This window comes from Mycobacterium sp. ITM-2016-00318 (genome assembly GCF_002968285.2).
Taxonomy (GTDB): domain Bacteria; phylum Actinomycetota; class Actinomycetes; order Mycobacteriales; family Mycobacteriaceae; genus Mycobacterium.
Genome location: NZ_CP134400.1, coordinates 733,080 through 749,319 on the forward strand (window position 1 = coordinate 733,080; position 16,240 = coordinate 749,319).

The window sequence follows — 16,240 nt, forward strand, 5'->3', positions numbered from 1 at the left end:
GGGCTTTCCGACTGTAGGTGTCGGCCGCGTTCAGGAAGTGGCGAATCTGAGATTCTCGCGGCAACTCCACGAAGCCCGCTCGGCTGACGATCAGGACATCGACTCGTCCAGTTCACCGAGCGAGGCGATCAGGACGCTGTTGGCCGAGTAATCGACGGGGCACGCGATGACGCTGACGGTGTCGTCCTCCAGCGCCTGACGCAGCGTCGGCAGTAGTTCGGCCGCCGAGGTGATGCGGTAACCCTTCGCGCCGAAGCTCTCGGCGTAGGCCACGAAGTCGGGGTTGGAGAACTTCGTCTCGACGTTGTGGCCGATCTCGAGGTCCATCTTCCAGCTGATCAAGCCGAAGGCATTGTCGTCCCAGATCAAGATCACGAACGGTGTGTTGAGGCGCAGCGCGGTCTCGATCTCCTGCGAGTTCATCAGGAATGCGCCATCGCCGGTGGCGACGAGAACCTTCGAATCAGGTCGCGCGATCTTGGCGGCGATCGCCCCTGGCACCGTCCAGGCCATCGTTGAAAGCCCATTGGAGATCAGGCAGGTGTTCGGCTCATAGGTCGGATAGAGCCTGGCCATCCACATCTTGAGAGCACCGGTATCGACCAGAGCGATGTCGTTGCGCTGCAGCGCTTCGCGCGTATCCGCCACAATGCGGGCAGGGGTGAGCGGGAAACTGTCGTCGGCACGCCCGCGGTCGAGTTCTCCCGACAGCAGCTCACGGATCTTCACGTGCGTCTCTGAATGCGGGTGTTCGCGGGTCACCTGCGACGCGAGTGCATCGAGAGTGCGACCGATGTCGCCCTGCAACCCGACCGCGACGTCATAGTGCACATCCACCTCAGCCGGAAAGCGATGGATGTGGATGATCTTCGTATCGCCGCTGGGATTGATTCGGACCGGATCGAACTCCTGCAGTTCAAAGCCCGCGGCGACGATGACGTCGGCCTGGTCGAAGCCGAAGTTGACATAGTCACGGCGCATGAAGCCCACCGCGCCGAGTGCGAGCGGGTGATCGTCAGGGATGACGCCCTTGCCGTGGAAGGTTGCCGCCACAGGAATCAGCAGCGCCTCTGCGAATCTGCGAACCGCGTCAGCCGCTCCGCCGCGAGCGGCCCCGTGACCGGCCAGCAGGATGGGATTGCGTGCGAAGCGCAGGATCTCCACTGCCCGCTCCAGCTGGGCGTCCGACGGGTCGTCGGGTCGCGGCACGTTGACGTGCAGGGGACTGGCATCCGATGCGGCAGGCGCTTCCTCGACATCCTCGGGCACAGCGAGATAGACGGCGCCGGGGCGCTCGGTCTGAGCCAGCTTGAAGGCCTTCCGGATCATCTCCGGCACGGCCGACGGCGTCGCGACAAGGGCTGACCACTTTGTCGCGGGTTCGAACATCGAGACGAGGTCGACACCCTGGTGAGACTCTTTGTAGTTCCGGTTCATTCCGACTTGCGCCGAGATCGCCAGCACCGGAGTGGAGTTCGTCGTGGCGTCGGCGACGCCGAGCAGGAGGTTGATGGCTCCAGGCCCCAGCGTTGCCGAGCACACGCCGGCTCTACCCGTCAGTCGTCCGTACACCTCGGCCATGAATGAGGCGCCCTGCTCGTGTCGGGTCAGCACGTATTCGATCGACGACTTCGACACCGCCTCGGTGAAGCGGATGTTCTCCTCGCCGGGAATGCCGAAGACGTGGGTGACCCCCTCGTTCTCCAGGCATTCGACGATCAGCTGCGCGGTCGTGCGACTCGATTCGCCCATGCTCGCGAGCCTAGTCCCGCGAGGGCACCGCTACGGGCGTGAAGCGAATCGCGAAGTAGTGCTCGCGCTCGCAGAGGGCCGCGAAATCCGTGACGGTGGGAATTTTGCCTGCACAGAACTTCAACCCCATCATGCGCTGTGCGCGCCTCAGGCCGTACGCCTGTGCTGCCCGGTGAGCCAGATCGCCGACGACAGCGCCGTCGTCGATGAGCTCGCCCCGCACGGCTGTCGACCGACCGTCGTGCAGAACTCGCGCGTCGGCGCCACCGCGGAAATTGGCCTTCCACGACGCGCTCGTCATGGCGTAGAGCACACCATCGATCCGATGAGCGCTGAGCGGAATCGAGTATCGACGCCCCGTTCTGCGGCCGGCGACGTCGACGACCATCATCTGGTTGCGCAAGCTGCCCGCCACCGGTGTCCGTAGGAAGCGCCGCATGAAGGGATTGGCGGCGTGTAGAAGCGACACCGGAGGATGTGCGATCCTCACTGCGGGAGCCGTATTCGTCACGGAACGTCAGCGGGCCATGTCCCACTGGCCGTAGTCGGGGGCGAGGATGTCGTCCTCGTCGACCTGGGTGCCGCCGAGGCTGATGCCGGGATCCGTTGGGGTGACGATCACTCGCTGATAGAGCACCGCCGCGGGTTCGCGCTCGCCGTTCGACCAGGCACGGGTCTGCCAGGCCCACCGGTATCCCGGGGTGGTCGAGTGGCCGATGACGTTGTCGGCGATCGCCCAGCCGCAGACTTCGGCGTGTCCGTAGACGCCGGTGCGTTCCACGCCGAGAACCGAGTTGATACCTCGAAGCCATTGCACCGCAGTGTTCTTCCACGTGGCGGCATCGATGTCCTCGTCGATGCTGAAGAAGATCGGCGCGGACTCCGGTCCGCCGGCCGCGACATGTAGCAGCAGCGCCGTTTGGGCGTCCGCGACTCCACCGTCGTATCCGCGTGTGAAGTCCGACGGCGCGCCCGGCCAGTTCGGCTTACCGTACTGGTAGCAGCTGACGACCTGAAGACCCAACGCACGCAACGCGTCCGCGTACTCGCGGGTGACGGGTTTGAAGTCGAAGGTCGCACCCGGCCGTAGTTGGGAGACATACACCAGCGCACCGGTGTAGCCTGCTGCGGCCACGTCATCGGCGGGCACCAGCAGCGCGGTGAAGTCGATCAGCTTTCCGTTGGCGGCCGACGCCTTCGGCGCCCTGGCCGTCGACGCCGCCATGCCCGCGAGAATCGGCGCCGCCAGCGCGTAGGTGAGGATGTCGCGCCGGGTCAAAGCGGAGGTGCGGCTATTCGGGTCCGACGACACGACACTCAGTTTGACATGCGGCCTGCAGATGCGCTTGCGGTTGAGCGACAGCGGCGGATTGCGACGGTGCGACGGGAAGCGCCGTCGCCACCTTGGCTGCCGCGAAAGTGGCGGCCCGATCGACCATTCCTGTCTCCACGTACTGGGTGTGCGCGTTGAAGTCCCTGCCGCTCGAGCAGACGAAGTCGGCCTCGACGCACAGTTCGACGGTCTTGGCCGCATACAACGGACCCACCTCGACGTCCGGCTGGTTGATCACCCGCATGAACCGGTCGTTGGGCTTACCGAACAAGGCGACAGCGACCACGTGTTGCGCCACGTCCTCGGGCATCGGATTGCGCACTCCCTCCGGCGCGCCATCCGGGATCACGTCTGCGGTGACGAAGCCGGCAACGGCGGCGCCCTGGGAGAAACCGCCGAGCACGATGTTCGTGTTGGGACAGTTCGCTGCCATGGACTCGACCCGCGCGCTGGCGTCGCGGACGCCGTCAAGCGCTCGGGGGAATTCAGTGGTGGCGGGATAGTCGACGGGATACACGTCGAGCGATTTCGTGCCGAGGCGGGACCTCAGCGCGCTGACGAACGCTTCTCCTGTAGGGCCGAGGCCGGGCGCTTCCGCGGTGCCGCGCGCGAACACCACCTCGACATCGGGGCACGGCGCCGCGGACGCCGAGGGCACAGCGCCCAGCGACGACAGGCTCGCTGCTGCCGCCGCGAATATCGCGATACTTCGTCCGCTCACGGCGCCATGCTGACACATCTCTGTGGCGAGCGTATTGGAAAAGCAAACAGCTAATAAACGTCTTATCAAGTGGTTATCAATGGCTTAATGAATTTGATGTCCGTGCAATTCCCCGACGCGGTTGATCTGGTCACACGGCCAAACTCGCGAACGTGCAGCCGTTGCGAGAATTCGCGCCGAATTTCGCACAGCTCTCACGTTCGGCGAGCTCAAACCAGCGGGGACGTAACGAGTTTCGGGTTTGACGCCAACGCCAGCTCACTAGATCATGTCCTTGTCGGTCAACCAGCGCATCAGGAACCAGCCGACGAACACCGGCAGCCAACAGGTGAGCACCCGGTACAGCAGTACAGACGGCACCGCGATGCCCGCGGGCACGCCGAACGCCGCAAGGCCACCGATGAGTGCCGCCTCCACCGCGCCGACGCCGCCGGGGGTCGGCGCTGCCGAGGCCAGGGTGCCGCCGATCATCGTCACCACCGTCACGGTGACGATCGAGACGTTGCCGCCGAACGCCTCGATGCACGCCCACAGCGCCAGCGCTCCACCGAGAGTCGTTGCTGCGCAACCAAGAACGATGAGGATGAGGCGCCTCGGCTCGCTCGCCAGCTCGCGGAGGTCGTCGAGCACCTCCCTGACCCGTGGCCCGACCGTCCCGGTCAGGAACCTGCGCAGCCTCGGCACCACGACGAACGCCGCGAGCACCACGAGGATGGCGGCACCGACCGCGTAGACGATCTGCGCCGACGGAACGAACTTGGCTAGGTCCGCCGACGCTCCCGCGAACGCGCTGAACAAGATCAGCAGCGTGATGTGGGTTACCACCTGCACCGACTGCTGCAGCGCCACAGCGGTCGCCGCCCGCAGCGCGCCGAGGCCACCCTTCTGCAGGAACCGCGCGCTCAGCGCCAGACCGCCGACACCCGCCGGGGTCGTGGTCGCTGCGAACGTGTTGGCCACCTGCATCAGCGTGAGATTGCGGAAGCTGACCAGCCCGTCGGCACACGCCCACAGCGCCGCCGCGGCGCCGACGTACTTCGACACTGAGATCAGCAACCCGAGCAGCGCCCACCAGTAATTCGCGGTCCGGAGTTCGGACAGGAACGTCGGCACGGTGCTGATGAACGGCAGTGCGACGTAGACGAGCGCCACCAGCAACACCATCTGCAGAATCTGGTTGCGATTGAACCGGGTGACCGTCGCAATCTCGATCTCGTCGGCGCCGGTTTGCAGCATCACCTCGTCGCGCGCGGTCGAGAGGACTCCGCGGGCGTCGGGGATCGACTCCCTGATGCGCTTGGGCACAGCCGCTTTCGCCAGTCGCTGCGAGGCGGTCAGGACGGCGCCTTTGCCGAAGACCCCCATCGCCGCGCGAACCGCGGTGGGTGCGTCATACAGCGCGGTCGTCGTCACGAGCAGCTGCGCGATATCGGACTGCAACTGCGCGTCGGTGGCTCCGTACTCGGCGTGTTCGAACCCGCCGAACATCACGGTGTCGCCGTCGACGGAGATCTTCCTCGCCCGCAAGTCGCCATGAGAGATGTGTTGGTCGTGCAGAATGCGCAACGCGCCCCAGATCCGCGGCACCAGTGTGGTTTCTCCTGCCTCGTCGACTGGTGTGCCACAGGCGGGAGTGTGCGCGTACAGCGTCCACCCACGGTCGAGTGGTGTCACGGCCAGCGGCGCGGTGTTGGCGACGCCGAGGTCGCCGATCGCGATCGCCATCAGTGCGCGGTGCTCGACGACGCGGCGCATCGACGCGTGGAACGGCGCCGTCTCGCCGCCGCGCAGGGTGAATTTTCGCCACAGCTGGCGCAGCGCGCCGCCGCTGCGCTGGTTCGGGCTGTACAGCTCGAGCTCCTTGACCGTGCCGTCCTCGCACGTGGCTGAAAGCAGGAGCGACCCGCGGCCTGCGAGCCGGACCACGGTGAGGTCGCTGACCCGGCAGCCCCGGCGATCCATTGCCCGTACGGCACCTTCGAGCGGAACCTCGAGGGCCGGTGTGCCGACGACGAGGATCACCAGCGCGCCGACGAACCAGCCGACCGCCAACCCGAGCAGCGATCGGGCGGGTACCACGGCGCTGACGGCGAGATGGATGGGGATGAATGCCAGCAGCAGCGCCCACCACCAGTGCCGCCAACGCGCAGGCAACCACGGTCCGGACACCGTCAGCATCGCGGCGAGCATGGCGATCCAGCGCGGGTCGTCGAGGAACTGGGAGAGAAACGTCTTGGGTTGCTCGGCGACGTCGAAGTGCCACTGCGGCGCGGAGATGCCGTCCGGTCGCACCGAGAGCGCAAGAACGGCGATCACGCCCGCCGCCGCGTAGGCGCCGAGCAGCTTCCAGTGCCTACCGGCGATCAGCCCGATGAGGATGGCGAACGGCAGCGCGAGAATCGCGATGCCGTAGGCCAGATACACGAGGTTGGACTGGGTGGGGGTAAGCACGCCGACGATGTCGGAGATCGATTTCTCCAGCGAAACCCAGTCATATCGGGTGATCAGTGAGCTGGTGATGACCACGCCGAGGAAGACCGTGGCCAGCAGCAGTCGCAGGATGTCGCTGGTGCGGCGGGCCAGCGGCTGCAGCAAGCTGCCAGTAACGGTGATGTCCCGCCCGTCGACCCGCACGCCGACTAGTTAACACTGACCGCTCAACCGCCGTGCACGACATTGTGCAGCGGTTCGCCGCGCGCCAGCCTTCCGATATCGGCGACTCCCATGCAGATGCCGCACCCACCTCGCGCTAGATCGGACTGCGATTCGAGCGGTTTCGGCGATTCCGTAAATTACGCTCACGCCATGCCGGAAACGGCGTACGCCAAGTGCGGCGATCTGAGCCTCGCCTACCAAGTGTTCGGTGACGGGCCGATCGAGCTCGTGTTCATGGGGCCGATGGCCAGCCACGTCGAGTTGTTCTGGACCCTGCCCGACTTCAAGTCCTTCTTCGAGCAACTGGCAACGTTCTGCCGCGTCGTCCTGTTCGACAAGGCCGGTCTCGGGCTGTCCGACCCGATCCCGCAGGTGCGCACTGTGGATGATCGGGTGACCGAGATTGAGGCCGTGATGGACGCCGTCGGCTTCGAGGAAGCGGTCATCTTCGGGATGAGTGAAGGCGGCCCGGCCTCCGCCGTATTCGCGGCGAAGCGGCCCGAGCGCACGAAAGCGTTGATCCTCTACGGTTCGTATTCGTGGATTCCGATCGGCTCGGACGACGTCGACGGTGACCCCGCCGAGCTTCGCGCGCGCTACTACGCGGAAGGCTCGTTTGACGACCGGTATACGCCGACTGTGGATCAGATCGCGAAGCTGCAGGCGATGACCCGCGCGGGCTTCTCGCAGTGGGGTACCGGCGAGATGATCAAGTCGATGTTCCCGTCGGCACGATCGGGGCGGCAACTGGGCATGTTCGAGCGCATGTGTGCCAGCCCGGGAATGATTCGGGCGGCCATACAGTCGCTGTTTCGGCTCGACATTCGGTCCCTGCTGTCGAGTATCACCGCGCCGACCCTGGTGATTCACGCGCGCGACGATCCGATGCCGGTGCAGTTCGGCCGTTATCTCGCCGACCACATTCCGCGCGCAAAGCTACTGGAGATCGAGGGTTCGGACCACGCGCCGTGGTACACCGAACCGGACCGGGTCCTGACTGCCATCGAAGAGTTCCTCACCGGCAGCCACCTGGCCCCCGCGCAGTCGCATCGCGCACTGCGGACGGTGTTGTTCACCGACATCGTCGCGTCGACCGAACGAGCCGCGGCATCGGGTGACGAGCGGTGGCGTGCACTGTTGCAACGGTTCGGCGAAATCACCGACAGCCTCGCCGATCCATTCGGCGGCACGGTGGTGAAGAGCACGGGCGATGGACACCTGGTGACATTCGACGGTCCGACGCAGGCCATCCGATATGCCGAGGCGTTGTGCCATGACGCCGAGACGCTGGGTATCGACATCCGGGTCGGCATCCACACCGGAGAGTGCGAACTTCTGGATGCCGATATCGGCGGCCTTGCAGTGCATATCGCGGCGCGAATACTCGGCCAGGCCTATGCGGGGGAGATCCTCGTCTCGCGCACCGTGCGTGATCTGGTCGTCGGATCGGGCATCGCGTTCGACGACCACGGTACGTTCGAGCTGCGCGGTGTTCCCGGCAGGTGGGAGCTGCTTGCAGTGGATCGACATGGGGCACAGGCAGATTCGGCCGAGTCGAGGTTGAGTTCGATGCCGACGCCTGGTCCCCGCGAGGCGATGCGTCCGGCGGACAGGGCGGTCGGGGCAATGGCCAGGCGCACACCGTGGATCCTGCGCGGCGTGGCTCGCATCGCTCCGATGAGGACCACCACCCGCAACTAAGGGGGCCGGGGAATGGACCTGCCGCGGACACTGTACGGCCAGTTGTATCTACTGGCCTACGACCGCAAGCGTCGGCGCTTCGAATACGACTACGACGACGCGTGGAAGATGCGGTGGCGCTTCGGATACGCGCTGAAGTCCGCGGTGCTGGCGGATCTGTATCTGACTGGCTTCATCCAGGATTGCGAAGGCAGGGCACGCCGGGTGAATTCGGCGAGCCACCCGGACCCCTTGCTCGACAATGCGTTGACCCGGGTCGACGGTCGGCTGTGGAGCGAGATGATCGCCAACGACGGCCGCGCCTGCAGGGAGGCCGTGCGTGACGAGCTGGAAGCCGCCGGGTGGATCGACGGACGCGAGCGCAGGACGTTCGGAATCCTTCCGCACAGACGCCAGGCGGTCTACGACGTGGACCTCGTTGAAGCCTCGGCGGTCCGCGTGAAAGAGGCGCTGCGCAACATCCTCGCCGACCGGCCCGCTGATCCTCGGTCGCTGGCGGTCGGGCTGATCGCGGTACAGACGCAGATGCCCGCGGTATTGAGCTTCAACGTCAATGAACAACACCGCAACGCGTTGCGCGAGATGACGTTCGCCGCGATCGAGCCGATCCTCGGACTGTACCAGGCGATACATAACCAAGTCGCTGACATGCATTCCGGCATGGGTGGGAGCGGAGGTTGTGGCGGCGGCGGTTGCGGCGGCGGCGCCTAGCCGCTCGACGCGTCTCGGTGCCGAACGCGTCTGGTTGATGTCCAGCTGTCGACTGCTCAACCCCGACATGCCGGGACAGTCCGACATGTTGATGTCGTTCACCGACGTGACGGCGGAAGGGACCGCCGCGGACAAGGTCTGTTCTATGCGTCCCACGATGCGCTGACGAAGCTGCCGAACCGCGCCTCGGTGCTCCGCAAGATCAACAGGGCGCTGGCCGCACGCGAGGAGCACGGCAAGTTGCGGGCGGTGCTGTTCATCAACATCGACGACCTCAAGGCGACGAACGACACACTCGGTCACACCGCCGGTGACGACGTGCTGCGCAGCGCCGCGCAGTGTCTGCAGCGGGTGATGTCCGACGGCGATGTGGCCCGACCAGCACTCCGATTCAAGCGAGTGTTGGCAGCGCTGTTGCGTCGAGATCTGCACGTTGGCTGTTGAGTCGCCGGTGTCACTGCCATGACGCAGAAATCGGCGGCAGCCACGGGCCGCTAGCCGCCTGAACGTCGGTTCGCTTGGCCTCATACATCGCAAGGTCGGCATCGCGCAACAGCGCACCGCTGGTCAGTCCTGCTGGAGCCGGCCGTCGATGCGCCGCCAGAGATTATCGGGGTTGCCGTCAGCGATTGCGCTGGGCAGCAATGACTTCGGCACATCTTGGTAGCAGACGGGCCGCAGATATCGTTCGATCGCGCGGACGCCGACCGACGTGGTCCGCGAGTCGGACGTCGCAGGAGAAGGGCCGCCGTGCACCATCGCGTGGCACACCTCGACGCCGGTGGGCCAGCCGTCGAACAGGATCCGGCCCGCCTTGAGCTCCAGCAGCGGCAGAAGCGCTCGCGCGTCGTCGAGATCGGATTCGTCGGCGTGCACCGTCGCGGTGAGCTGGCCCTCGATGTTCTCGGCGGCCGTCCGCATCTCGGCGGCGTCGGCGCAGCGGACGATCAGGCTCGATGACCCGAAAACCTCGGCCTGCAGCGTGTCTGACTTCAGGAAGCTGTCCACATCGGTGGCGAACAGAGCTGCGCGGCAAGTGGTGTCGCTGTCGCTGGGCGCGCCGCGCACGATCAGTTCGGCTTCCCCGGATAGTTTGGTGACACCGTTGGCGAAGGCGTCGGCGATACCGGGGGTGAGCATCGGCGTGGCCGCCGACTGGGCGATCGCGTCGCGGGCGGAGCCGATGAATGTGTCGAGTCCCGGCCCGTCGACCGCGATGACAAGGCCGGGATTCGTGCAGAACTGCCCGGAGCCCAGCGTGAGCGAGCCGACGAATGCGCGACCCAGGTCGGCGCCGCGGCTGGCCAGCGCACCGTCGAGCAGGAAGACCGGATTGATGGAGCTCATCTCGGCGTAGACCGGGATCGGCTCGGGCCGGCCGGCCGCGGCCGCGACGAGTGCCATTCCGCCGGAACGGGATCCGGTGAATCCCACGGCCTTGATGCGCGGATCGGTGACCAGGGCGACACCGAGATCGGGGCCGAATCCGTACAGCAGCGAGAAGGTGCCCGCAGGCAGACCGGCGGCGGCGACGGCGTCGGTGATGGCACGGCCGACGATCTCCGACGTGCCGGGGTGGGCGTCGTGTGCCTTGACGACGACGGGGCAGCCCGCGGCCAGAGCCGATGCGGTGTCGCCGCCTGCGACCGAGAAGGCCAACGGGAAGTTGCTGGCGCCGAAGACAGCGACGGGGCCCAGCGGGACCGATCGTTGGCGGATATCGGGCCGGCGCAACGGAGTTCGGTCGGGTAGCGCCGGGTCGATGCGGGCCTCGTTCCAGCTGCCCTCTCGCAGCACGCCGGCAAACAGCCGGAGCTGTCCGGTGGTGCGGCCGACCTCACCGGTCAGCCGGGCCTGCGGGAGGCCGCTTTCGGCGGCCGCGCGCGCGACGATCGCGTCTTTGACGGCTTCGATGTTGACAGCGATGGTTTCGAGGAACTGGGCGCGCTGCTCGGCGCTGGTGGTGCGGTAGTCGGCGAAGGCGGCGGCGGCAGCGGCGCAGGCGGCGTCCACGTCTGACGAGTCGCCGTAGAAGTAGGCGGGCTCCAGTTCCCGGCCTGCGGTGGGGTCGAAGGCGCGGATCGATTTGCCGGAACCTCGCACCTGCTCGCCGGCAATGAGCAATCGTCCCGTCAGCGCAGTGTCGGGCATCGTCGCAGTCATGTGTTCCTCGGCCTGGAAACGTCGGTTCCGTTGTGGAGCGGGGTGCTGTATGACACCAACGGTAGAAGCGGTATCAATGCTTGTCCAAGGCCATTTGAGGCTCGACTGATGCACCGATTGAATTAATCGAACCTAGTCTCAGAGCGGTTGGCGAACTCGATAAATGTCTATTGTGAGGTCGCGACGGTAATGTCTGGCGAGGATGAAAGGCAGAAGGGGATAGCAAATGGACCTCGTGCTCGGTCTGTCGGTCACCTCGACAGCCGTCCGATGGGTGCTTGTCGAAGGTGTGACGGGCGACGGTGACGCCGTAGACCGCGGTGTGCTCGACGTCGCCGACCCCGCTGATTTTGACGCGGATGCCCTGCTCACGGTGCTGCTGGACGCCAACGAGGCGGTCGTGGAAAGCGGCCTTCACGCTGCGGGTGTCACGTGGACGCCGGCGGGCGAGGTCGTCGCGGGCGCAATCCTCGAGGCACTCCAGGCGCGGGACGTGCAGGACGCCATCGCGGTGTCCGAACTCGAGGCTGCAGAGGCGCTGGCGAGCGGCATCTCCGCGATCTCCGGGTACCAGGACGTCGCCGTCTGCGTGTTCGAGCCCGACAGCACACTGGTCGCCCTGGTGGACGCCGGCGGGGTGACCGTCGACCCCCAGGACATGGTTCCCGACCGCGACGTCGAACTGTCCGCCAGCGTGATGGCGCTCGACCTCAATGACCGCCAGCTCGACGCCATCTTCGTGGTCGGCTCGGCCAACCTGGAGCCCGTGGTGTCCTCGATGGACTCCGTCGCCGCCGCCCCGGTCATCTCCTCGGCCGAGGCAGATATGGCGATGGCACGCGGCGCCGCGGTGGCGTCGGCCATGGCCGTCATCTCCATGGGCGGCGGATCCGCATCACTGTTCCGGCTGCGGGAGATGTCGCGCACGAGCGTGTTGACGGCCGTCGTCGTCGGCGCCGCCGTAACCCTGGTGATCTCGCTTTCGGTGGTGCTGGGGCTGCAGGCGACGTCGGATTCCCCTTCGGAGACCAAGAACGCCAACGCGACCACCGAGCAGCTCAACGAGGGCAAGTTCGGCGCCGAGGCGAAGGCCGCGCTGGCCGCTCCGAAGCCGGCGCAGCGTCCGGCGGCGCCTGCGCCGAAGCCCGCGGCCAAGCCGGCTCCTGCGCCCGCCGCGCCGCCGCCCGCTCAGACGAGGGTTGCTTCGCCGCCTGCGCCCGTGGCGATACCGGATGTCGATCCGCCCGCCGCGGCTCCGCCCGCACCGGCCTACGTGCCACCGGCCCCCGCTTACACGCCGCCCGCACCCGCCTACACACCGCCGGCCCCGGCCTACACCCCGCCGGCCCCGGCCTATACGCCTCCGGCACCTGCCTACACGCCGCCCGCGCCGCAGGTTCCCGCTGTGCAACCGGAACCGCGTCTGCGCGACAAGATCATCGAGCGCATTCCGATCATCAACCGGTTCCACGACCCGCAGCCGATGTACCCCACGAACTAACTGCGGCGCCGTCAGCCATCCTCGGGGCCGCCGCGGCTACGTGCGCCGACTACCGGGTCGCGAGGCGGCGCTGTACTAGGGGGCGGGTACCGCGCCGCAGCCAACGCCGGGAAGGCAGCCCGCTGCGCCCCCGGGACCTGCTGTGCCCGCGGGACCGCCGGGAATGCCTCCGGTTGCTCCTTCTGGTCCTGCCGCGCCTGCCGCGCCGCCAGGCACCGCGGCCGCGGCACCTTCAGGTCCTGCCGCGCCGACGGGACCACCCGGGATTGCGCCCGCCGCGCCTCCTGGTCCGGCCACGCCACCGGGAACGGCGACTGCGGGAGCGCCAGGCGCAACCGCGCAACCGGTGCCAGCGGGGTCGTAACATCCGGACGGGCCGCCCGCGGCGGCGATCGGTGCTGCAGCAATGGCGGCGGCCGCTGCACCCGCGAACAGAAGAGGCGAGATCCGTGTGAGCATCATGTCCGCATTTAACCCCACGGAAGAATTTCAAACATCCGATTTCCGCTTTCAGTCGCGTTCGAAGTGCTGGTAGTCCTTCGGGGTGCGCCAATTGCCGCCCCATCGCCAGCCCCGGTCGGTGAAGGCGCGCACCGCGGGGTCGCCTGTGTGCAACATGCCGGGGTCGGTGCGGTTGCGATCGAGATAGGGCGTCGCGGTCGTCGGCTCGATGTTGCCGTCGCTGTCGATGAAGGGGTTGATCAGCGGGTTGACGTCGATGGCGCGGCCGTAGGCGTGCAGCGCCCAGTCGTTTCCTGATGGCAGGAGCCGGCAGTTGAACGCCGAGGTGTTGTTGTCCTCCATCGACAGCTCGTCCTCGGCGCCCGGATAGTTGGCGACCGAGCGCATCTTCGCGATCGGATAGCCGAGTTCGTAGAGCTGCCCGAAGATCGCGACGACGTCGGTGACCACGTCCTGGTGCACGACGAGCTCGCCGCGGTGGGTCTGGCCGTCGAAGCCGAGATAGTTCATCTCGACCCTGCGCAGCGCTTCCGGACCGACCGGGCAGCCGGGTTTCCACGTCGCACCGAGTTGGGCGGCGGTGACGGGTCCGACGGTGGCAGGCGAGGGTGCCGCGGGCGGCGGTGGGGCCGGACGTGACGGCGATGACGACAGCGTGGAGGTCATCGACGAGGACCGCGAGGAGGACGACGACGAGGATTGCCCGGTAGGTGGAGTCGAACCGCACTGCGGCACAGCGGCACACACGCCCGTCAACGCCACCAGGGTGGCGATACGCCGCATCGCGAAATGGCATTCCGGCAGGCCGTTACTCGACATTTGTCTGCGTGGATCGTGTTTCGCGGAGGCTTTAAAGATCGCCCGGGTCGTCGGGCACGTCGACGGCGTGTTCGGCGAGCGCTTCCAGTGGCACCACGTCGAGCGTGCGCTCGTGCGTCGACGCCATCACCACCGGCGCGGCGCGGCCGTCCTCGTATGCCTTCAACCAGTTCGCGGCGGTGACGCACCAGCGGTCGCCGGGCATCAGGCCGGGAAACCGGAATTCGGGCCGCGGCGTGGACAGGTCGTTGCCGATGGCGTCCTGGTGCTCGAGGAATTCGGCGGTCATGACCGCGCAGATGGTGTGCAGGCCGATGTCCTCGGGGCCCCATGTGCAGCAGCCGTCGCGGTAGAAACCGGTCAGCGGTTCGCTGCCACACGGCTCCATGGGTGTCCCCAGCACGTTGAGATCCGGCATCGGCCCAGTATCGCCTCATGACTAGTGTCGTCGCCATGCCAACCGTCACGCCCGTCGAGGGCAAGCCGAACCTGCTGCTTGGTGCCTACGACATCGCCGGCGTCGGCTACACCGCCAGCGAGTACTTCGTCTCCGGAACGGCGCGGGCGTACGGGGAGGGCCGGCAACCCGAGGTCGACTACACGACACGGATCGTGGCGCTGCTTCCTGCCGACACGGCGAAGTTCAACGGCACGGTGCTCGTCGAATGGCTCAACGTCAGCGGCGGCATCGACGCGCCCGCGGTGTGGTTCATGGCGCACCGCGAGATGATTCGGGAGGGATACGCCTACATAGCGGTGTCGGCGCAGAAGGTCGGCGTGGACGGCGGCCTGACGATCACCGGCTTCGACATGTCGCTGAAAACACAGAATCCCGAACGGTATTCACGGCTGAGCCATCCTGGGGACGCGTACTCGTTCGACATGTTCAGCCAGGTCGGCCAGCTGGTGCGCGCATCGCCCGATCAGGTGCTGGGGCGGTTGAGGCCGGAATTCGTCATCGCGATCGGGGAGTCGCAGTCGGCGATGTTCTTGACCACCTACATCAACGCCGTCGATCGGCACGCCGGAGTGTTCGACGGCTTCCTCGTGCACTCGCGCTTCGGCGGCGCGGCTTCGCTGGACGGGATCAACACCCTCGAGGCCTTCGAGCGAGGGACTCCGGACCCGTCGCCGTTCCGCGACGACCTGCGGGTGCCGACGATGAACGTCATCACCGAGACCGATGTGGTCGGTGCAATCCTGCCGGGCTACTACATGGCCAGGCAGCGGGACAACGACATGCTGCGGACGTGGGAGATCGCGGGCACCGCGCATGCCGACGCCTACACGGTCAAGGTCGGGTTCATCGACGACGGGTCGTTGCCGGTCGAGCAGCTCGCGGCGGGGTATGCCCCGAGCAACGAGTTGATGGGCCAGCAGCTGAAGCAGCCCTTCAATTTCGGGCCGCAGCACCACTATGTGCTTCAGGCGGCGATCTCCCGGCTGCACGCATGGGTGCGAGCAGGTGAGCCGCCGCCACACGCCCCTCGACTGGAGACCGACGACGATCAGCCGCCGGGTTTCGTCGTCGACGAGTACGGGATCGTGAAGGGCGGCGTGCGCACGCCATGGGTCGAGGTGCCGATCGCGCGCACGTCCGGCACCGGCGACGACGCAACACCTGTGGCGCTGCTGTTCGGGTCCGGTGAGCTATTCGACGACAACACGCGCAAGCGGCTGTATCCGGGCGGCAAGAGCGAATACATCCAACGCTTCACCGAGGAACTCGACGCGACGATCCGCGCGGGGTATCTGTTACGGGCCGACCGCTCGGAGATCCTCGAGCTGGCCGCCGCGACGTACGGAGCGGGCTAAGCGGGGGTGAACCTGACGGCGCGCAGCTTCTCGCGCTGGGCCGCTTCGGTGAACTCCGCGAGGCTCGGGACGGAGTCGTCGCGGAACTTCAAGCCCATGATGCGCTGCGCTGTCTTCGCTCCGTAGGACTGCGCGGCGCGATGGGCGAGGTCAGCGACGGTGGCGGGGTCCCGAATGAGTTCGCCGAGCATCGGTGTCGTCTTACCGGCGTGCAGGACGTCGGCGGTGGCGCCATCGGCGAAATTGGCCGTCCATCCCGCGTTGGCCAGCGCATACAGTGCGTTGTCGAGCTTGTGGGCACTGACCGGCACCGAGAACTGCCGACCGCTTTTGCGGCCCGTGAAGTTCAGCACCATCATCTGCCTGCCGAGGCCGCCCGCAAGCGGCGTGCGCAGCAGGAGTTTCACTGCGGGATTCATCACTTTCAGCAGCGTTTCCGGTGGATGCGCGGTGCTGACCGCGGGCGACTGTTCTGTCATGCCGCTACCGTATGACGTATCGGGGTCTGCGAGCCCCTAATCGCATCGCGTTCTGTCGGGGGAACGTACGTCTGTGTCCAGCAGGACTGGGCTGACGGACGCGTTAAGCGAACGCCGGATGCGGGAAC

The 16,240-nt window shown here is 66.7% G+C and carries 16 protein-coding genes; 6 read left to right on the top strand and 10 right to left on the bottom strand.

What is annotated here, in order from left to right:
• Positions 1–90: 90 nt before the first annotated feature.
• The 5 genes from C6A82_RS03600 to C6A82_RS03620 all read right to left on the bottom strand — a co-directional run bounded on the left by C6A82_RS03600 (position 91) and on the right by C6A82_RS03620 (position 6,440).
• Positions 91–1,752: an acetolactate synthase large subunit gene (locus tag C6A82_RS03600; RefSeq protein WP_105347312.1), complete on the bottom strand. Its 1,662-nt coding sequence runs from the start codon at positions 1,750–1,752 to the stop codon at positions 91–93.
• Positions 1,753–1,762: 10 nt separating this feature from the next.
• The gene (locus C6A82_RS03605) at positions 1,763–2,263 is read right to left on the bottom strand and encodes a hypothetical protein (protein WP_105347309.1); all 501 of its coding nucleotides are present in this window, start codon (positions 2,261–2,263) and stop codon (positions 1,763–1,765) included.
• 6 nt (positions 2,264–2,269) lie between these two features.
• Entirely contained in the window at positions 2,270–3,064 is a 795-nt protein-coding gene (locus tag C6A82_RS03610; protein WP_396836773.1) for a DUF1906 domain-containing protein, read from the bottom strand.
• Positions 3,045–3,806 carry a cutinase family protein gene (locus C6A82_RS03615; RefSeq protein ID WP_233217065.1) on the bottom strand — a complete coding sequence of 254 codons (762 nt, stop codon included), beginning with the start codon at positions 3,804–3,806 and terminating at the stop codon, positions 3,045–3,047. The genes C6A82_RS03610 and C6A82_RS03615 overlap by 20 nt, the downstream gene beginning before the upstream one ends.
• Positions 3,807–4,067: 261 nt before the next feature.
• Positions 4,068–6,440, bottom strand: coding sequence for a lysylphosphatidylglycerol synthase transmembrane domain-containing protein (locus tag C6A82_RS03620; protein WP_105347306.1), 2,373 nt, complete (start codon positions 6,438–6,440; stop codon positions 4,068–4,070).
• Between the two features lie 171 nt (positions 6,441–6,611).
• Between C6A82_RS03620 and C6A82_RS03625 the strand changes: the two genes are divergently transcribed.
• The 4 genes from C6A82_RS03625 to C6A82_RS03640 are packed head-to-tail and all read left to right on the top strand — an operon-like array spanning position 6,612 to position 9,317.
• A complete protein-coding gene (locus tag C6A82_RS03625) occupies positions 6,612–8,162 on the top strand; it encodes an adenylate/guanylate cyclase domain-containing protein (protein WP_311101663.1) in 1,551 nt (516 codons plus the stop codon).
• Between the two features lie 12 nt (positions 8,163–8,174).
• The gene (locus C6A82_RS03630; protein WP_105346829.1) at positions 8,175–8,873 is read left to right on the top strand and encodes a GPP34 family phosphoprotein; all 699 of its coding nucleotides are present in this window, start codon (positions 8,175–8,177) and stop codon (positions 8,871–8,873) included.
• Positions 8,874–8,910: 37 nt separating this feature from the next.
• Positions 8,911–9,039, top strand: coding sequence for a hypothetical protein (locus C6A82_RS03635; protein WP_255419252.1), 129 nt, complete (start codon positions 8,911–8,913; stop codon positions 9,037–9,039).
• A gap of 23 nt (positions 9,040–9,062) precedes the next feature.
• Positions 9,063–9,317, top strand: a complete 255-nt coding sequence (locus tag C6A82_RS03640; RefSeq protein WP_233217028.1) for a diguanylate cyclase domain-containing protein — start codon at positions 9,063–9,065, stop codon at positions 9,315–9,317.
• A 123-nt stretch (positions 9,318–9,440) separates the two neighbouring features.
• Here C6A82_RS03640 and C6A82_RS03645 read toward each other — a convergent pair whose 3' ends face one another.
• Positions 9,441–11,036 carry an aldehyde dehydrogenase (NADP(+)) gene (locus tag C6A82_RS03645; RefSeq protein ID WP_105346826.1) on the bottom strand — a complete coding sequence of 532 codons (1,596 nt, stop codon included), beginning with the start codon at positions 11,034–11,036 and terminating at the stop codon, positions 9,441–9,443.
• A 226-nt stretch (positions 11,037–11,262) separates the two neighbouring features.
• Between C6A82_RS03645 and C6A82_RS03650 the strand changes: the two genes are divergently transcribed.
• Entirely contained in the window at positions 11,263–12,537 is a 1,275-nt protein-coding gene (locus tag C6A82_RS03650; RefSeq protein WP_105346824.1) for a hypothetical protein, read from the top strand.
• 75 nt (positions 12,538–12,612) lie between these two features.
• Here the strand turns inward: C6A82_RS03650 and C6A82_RS03655 are convergent, their stop codons facing one another.
• From C6A82_RS03655 to C6A82_RS03665, 3 genes are read right to left on the bottom strand one after another with little or no spacing between them, the layout of a single operon-like run.
• Positions 12,613–12,996, bottom strand: a complete 384-nt coding sequence (locus tag C6A82_RS03655; protein ID WP_105346833.1) for a hypothetical protein — start codon at positions 12,994–12,996, stop codon at positions 12,613–12,615.
• A 51-nt stretch (positions 12,997–13,047) separates the two neighbouring features.
• Positions 13,048–13,818 carry a M15 family metallopeptidase gene (locus C6A82_RS03660; RefSeq protein WP_105346822.1) on the bottom strand — a complete coding sequence of 257 codons (771 nt, stop codon included), beginning with the start codon at positions 13,816–13,818 and terminating at the stop codon, positions 13,048–13,050.
• Positions 13,819–13,849: 31 nt separating this feature from the next.
• Positions 13,850–14,236, bottom strand: a complete 387-nt coding sequence (locus C6A82_RS03665) for a DUF2237 family protein (RefSeq protein WP_105346820.1) — start codon at positions 14,234–14,236, stop codon at positions 13,850–13,852.
• 17 nt (positions 14,237–14,253) lie between these two features.
• On the opposite strand from C6A82_RS03665, the gene C6A82_RS03670 reads away from it, so the two are divergent.
• Positions 14,254–15,633, top strand: a complete 1,380-nt coding sequence (locus C6A82_RS03670) for an alpha/beta hydrolase domain-containing protein (RefSeq protein ID WP_105346819.1) — start codon at positions 14,254–14,256, stop codon at positions 15,631–15,633.
• Here the strand turns inward: C6A82_RS03670 and C6A82_RS03675 are convergent.
• Positions 15,630–16,112 carry a hypothetical protein gene (locus tag C6A82_RS03675; RefSeq protein WP_105346817.1) on the bottom strand — a complete coding sequence of 161 codons (483 nt, stop codon included), beginning with the start codon at positions 16,110–16,112 and terminating at the stop codon, positions 15,630–15,632. The two genes, C6A82_RS03670 and C6A82_RS03675, sit on opposite strands and share 4 nt — an antisense overlap.
• Between the last annotated feature and the right edge of the window lie 128 nt (positions 16,113–16,240).

Bases quoted from the DNA above. Each gene is read 5' to 3' on its own strand.
- C6A82_RS03665 (WP_105346820.1), bottom strand. From the start codon at position 14,236: ATGCCGGATCTCAACGTGCTGGGGACACCCATGGAGCCGTGTGGCAGC.
- C6A82_RS03660 (WP_105346822.1), bottom strand. From the start codon at position 13,818: ATGTCGAGTAACGGCCTGCCGGAATGCCATTTCGCGATGCGGCGTATC.
- C6A82_RS03630 (WP_105346829.1), top strand. From the start codon at position 8,175: ATGGACCTGCCGCGGACACTGTACGGCCAGTTGTATCTACTGGCCTAC.
- C6A82_RS03670 (WP_105346819.1), top strand. From the start codon at position 14,254: ATGACTAGTGTCGTCGCCATGCCAACCGTCACGCCCGTCGAGGGCAAG.
- C6A82_RS03625 (WP_311101663.1), top strand. From the start codon at position 6,612: ATGCCGGAAACGGCGTACGCCAAGTGCGGCGATCTGAGCCTCGCCTAC.
- C6A82_RS03655 (WP_105346833.1), bottom strand. From the start codon at position 12,996: ATGCTCACACGGATCTCGCCTCTTCTGTTCGCGGGTGCAGCGGCCGCC.
- C6A82_RS03650 (WP_105346824.1), top strand. From the start codon at position 11,263: ATGGACCTCGTGCTCGGTCTGTCGGTCACCTCGACAGCCGTCCGATGG.
- C6A82_RS03635 (WP_255419252.1), top strand. From the start codon at position 8,911: ATGTCCAGCTGTCGACTGCTCAACCCCGACATGCCGGGACAGTCCGAC.
- C6A82_RS03600 (WP_105347312.1), bottom strand. From the start codon at position 1,752: ATGGGCGAATCGAGTCGCACGACCGCGCAGCTGATCGTCGAATGCCTG.
- C6A82_RS03675 (WP_105346817.1), bottom strand. From the start codon at position 16,112: ATGACAGAACAGTCGCCCGCGGTCAGCACCGCGCATCCACCGGAAACG.
- C6A82_RS03645 (WP_105346826.1), bottom strand. From the start codon at position 11,036: ATGACTGCGACGATGCCCGACACTGCGCTGACGGGACGATTGCTCATT.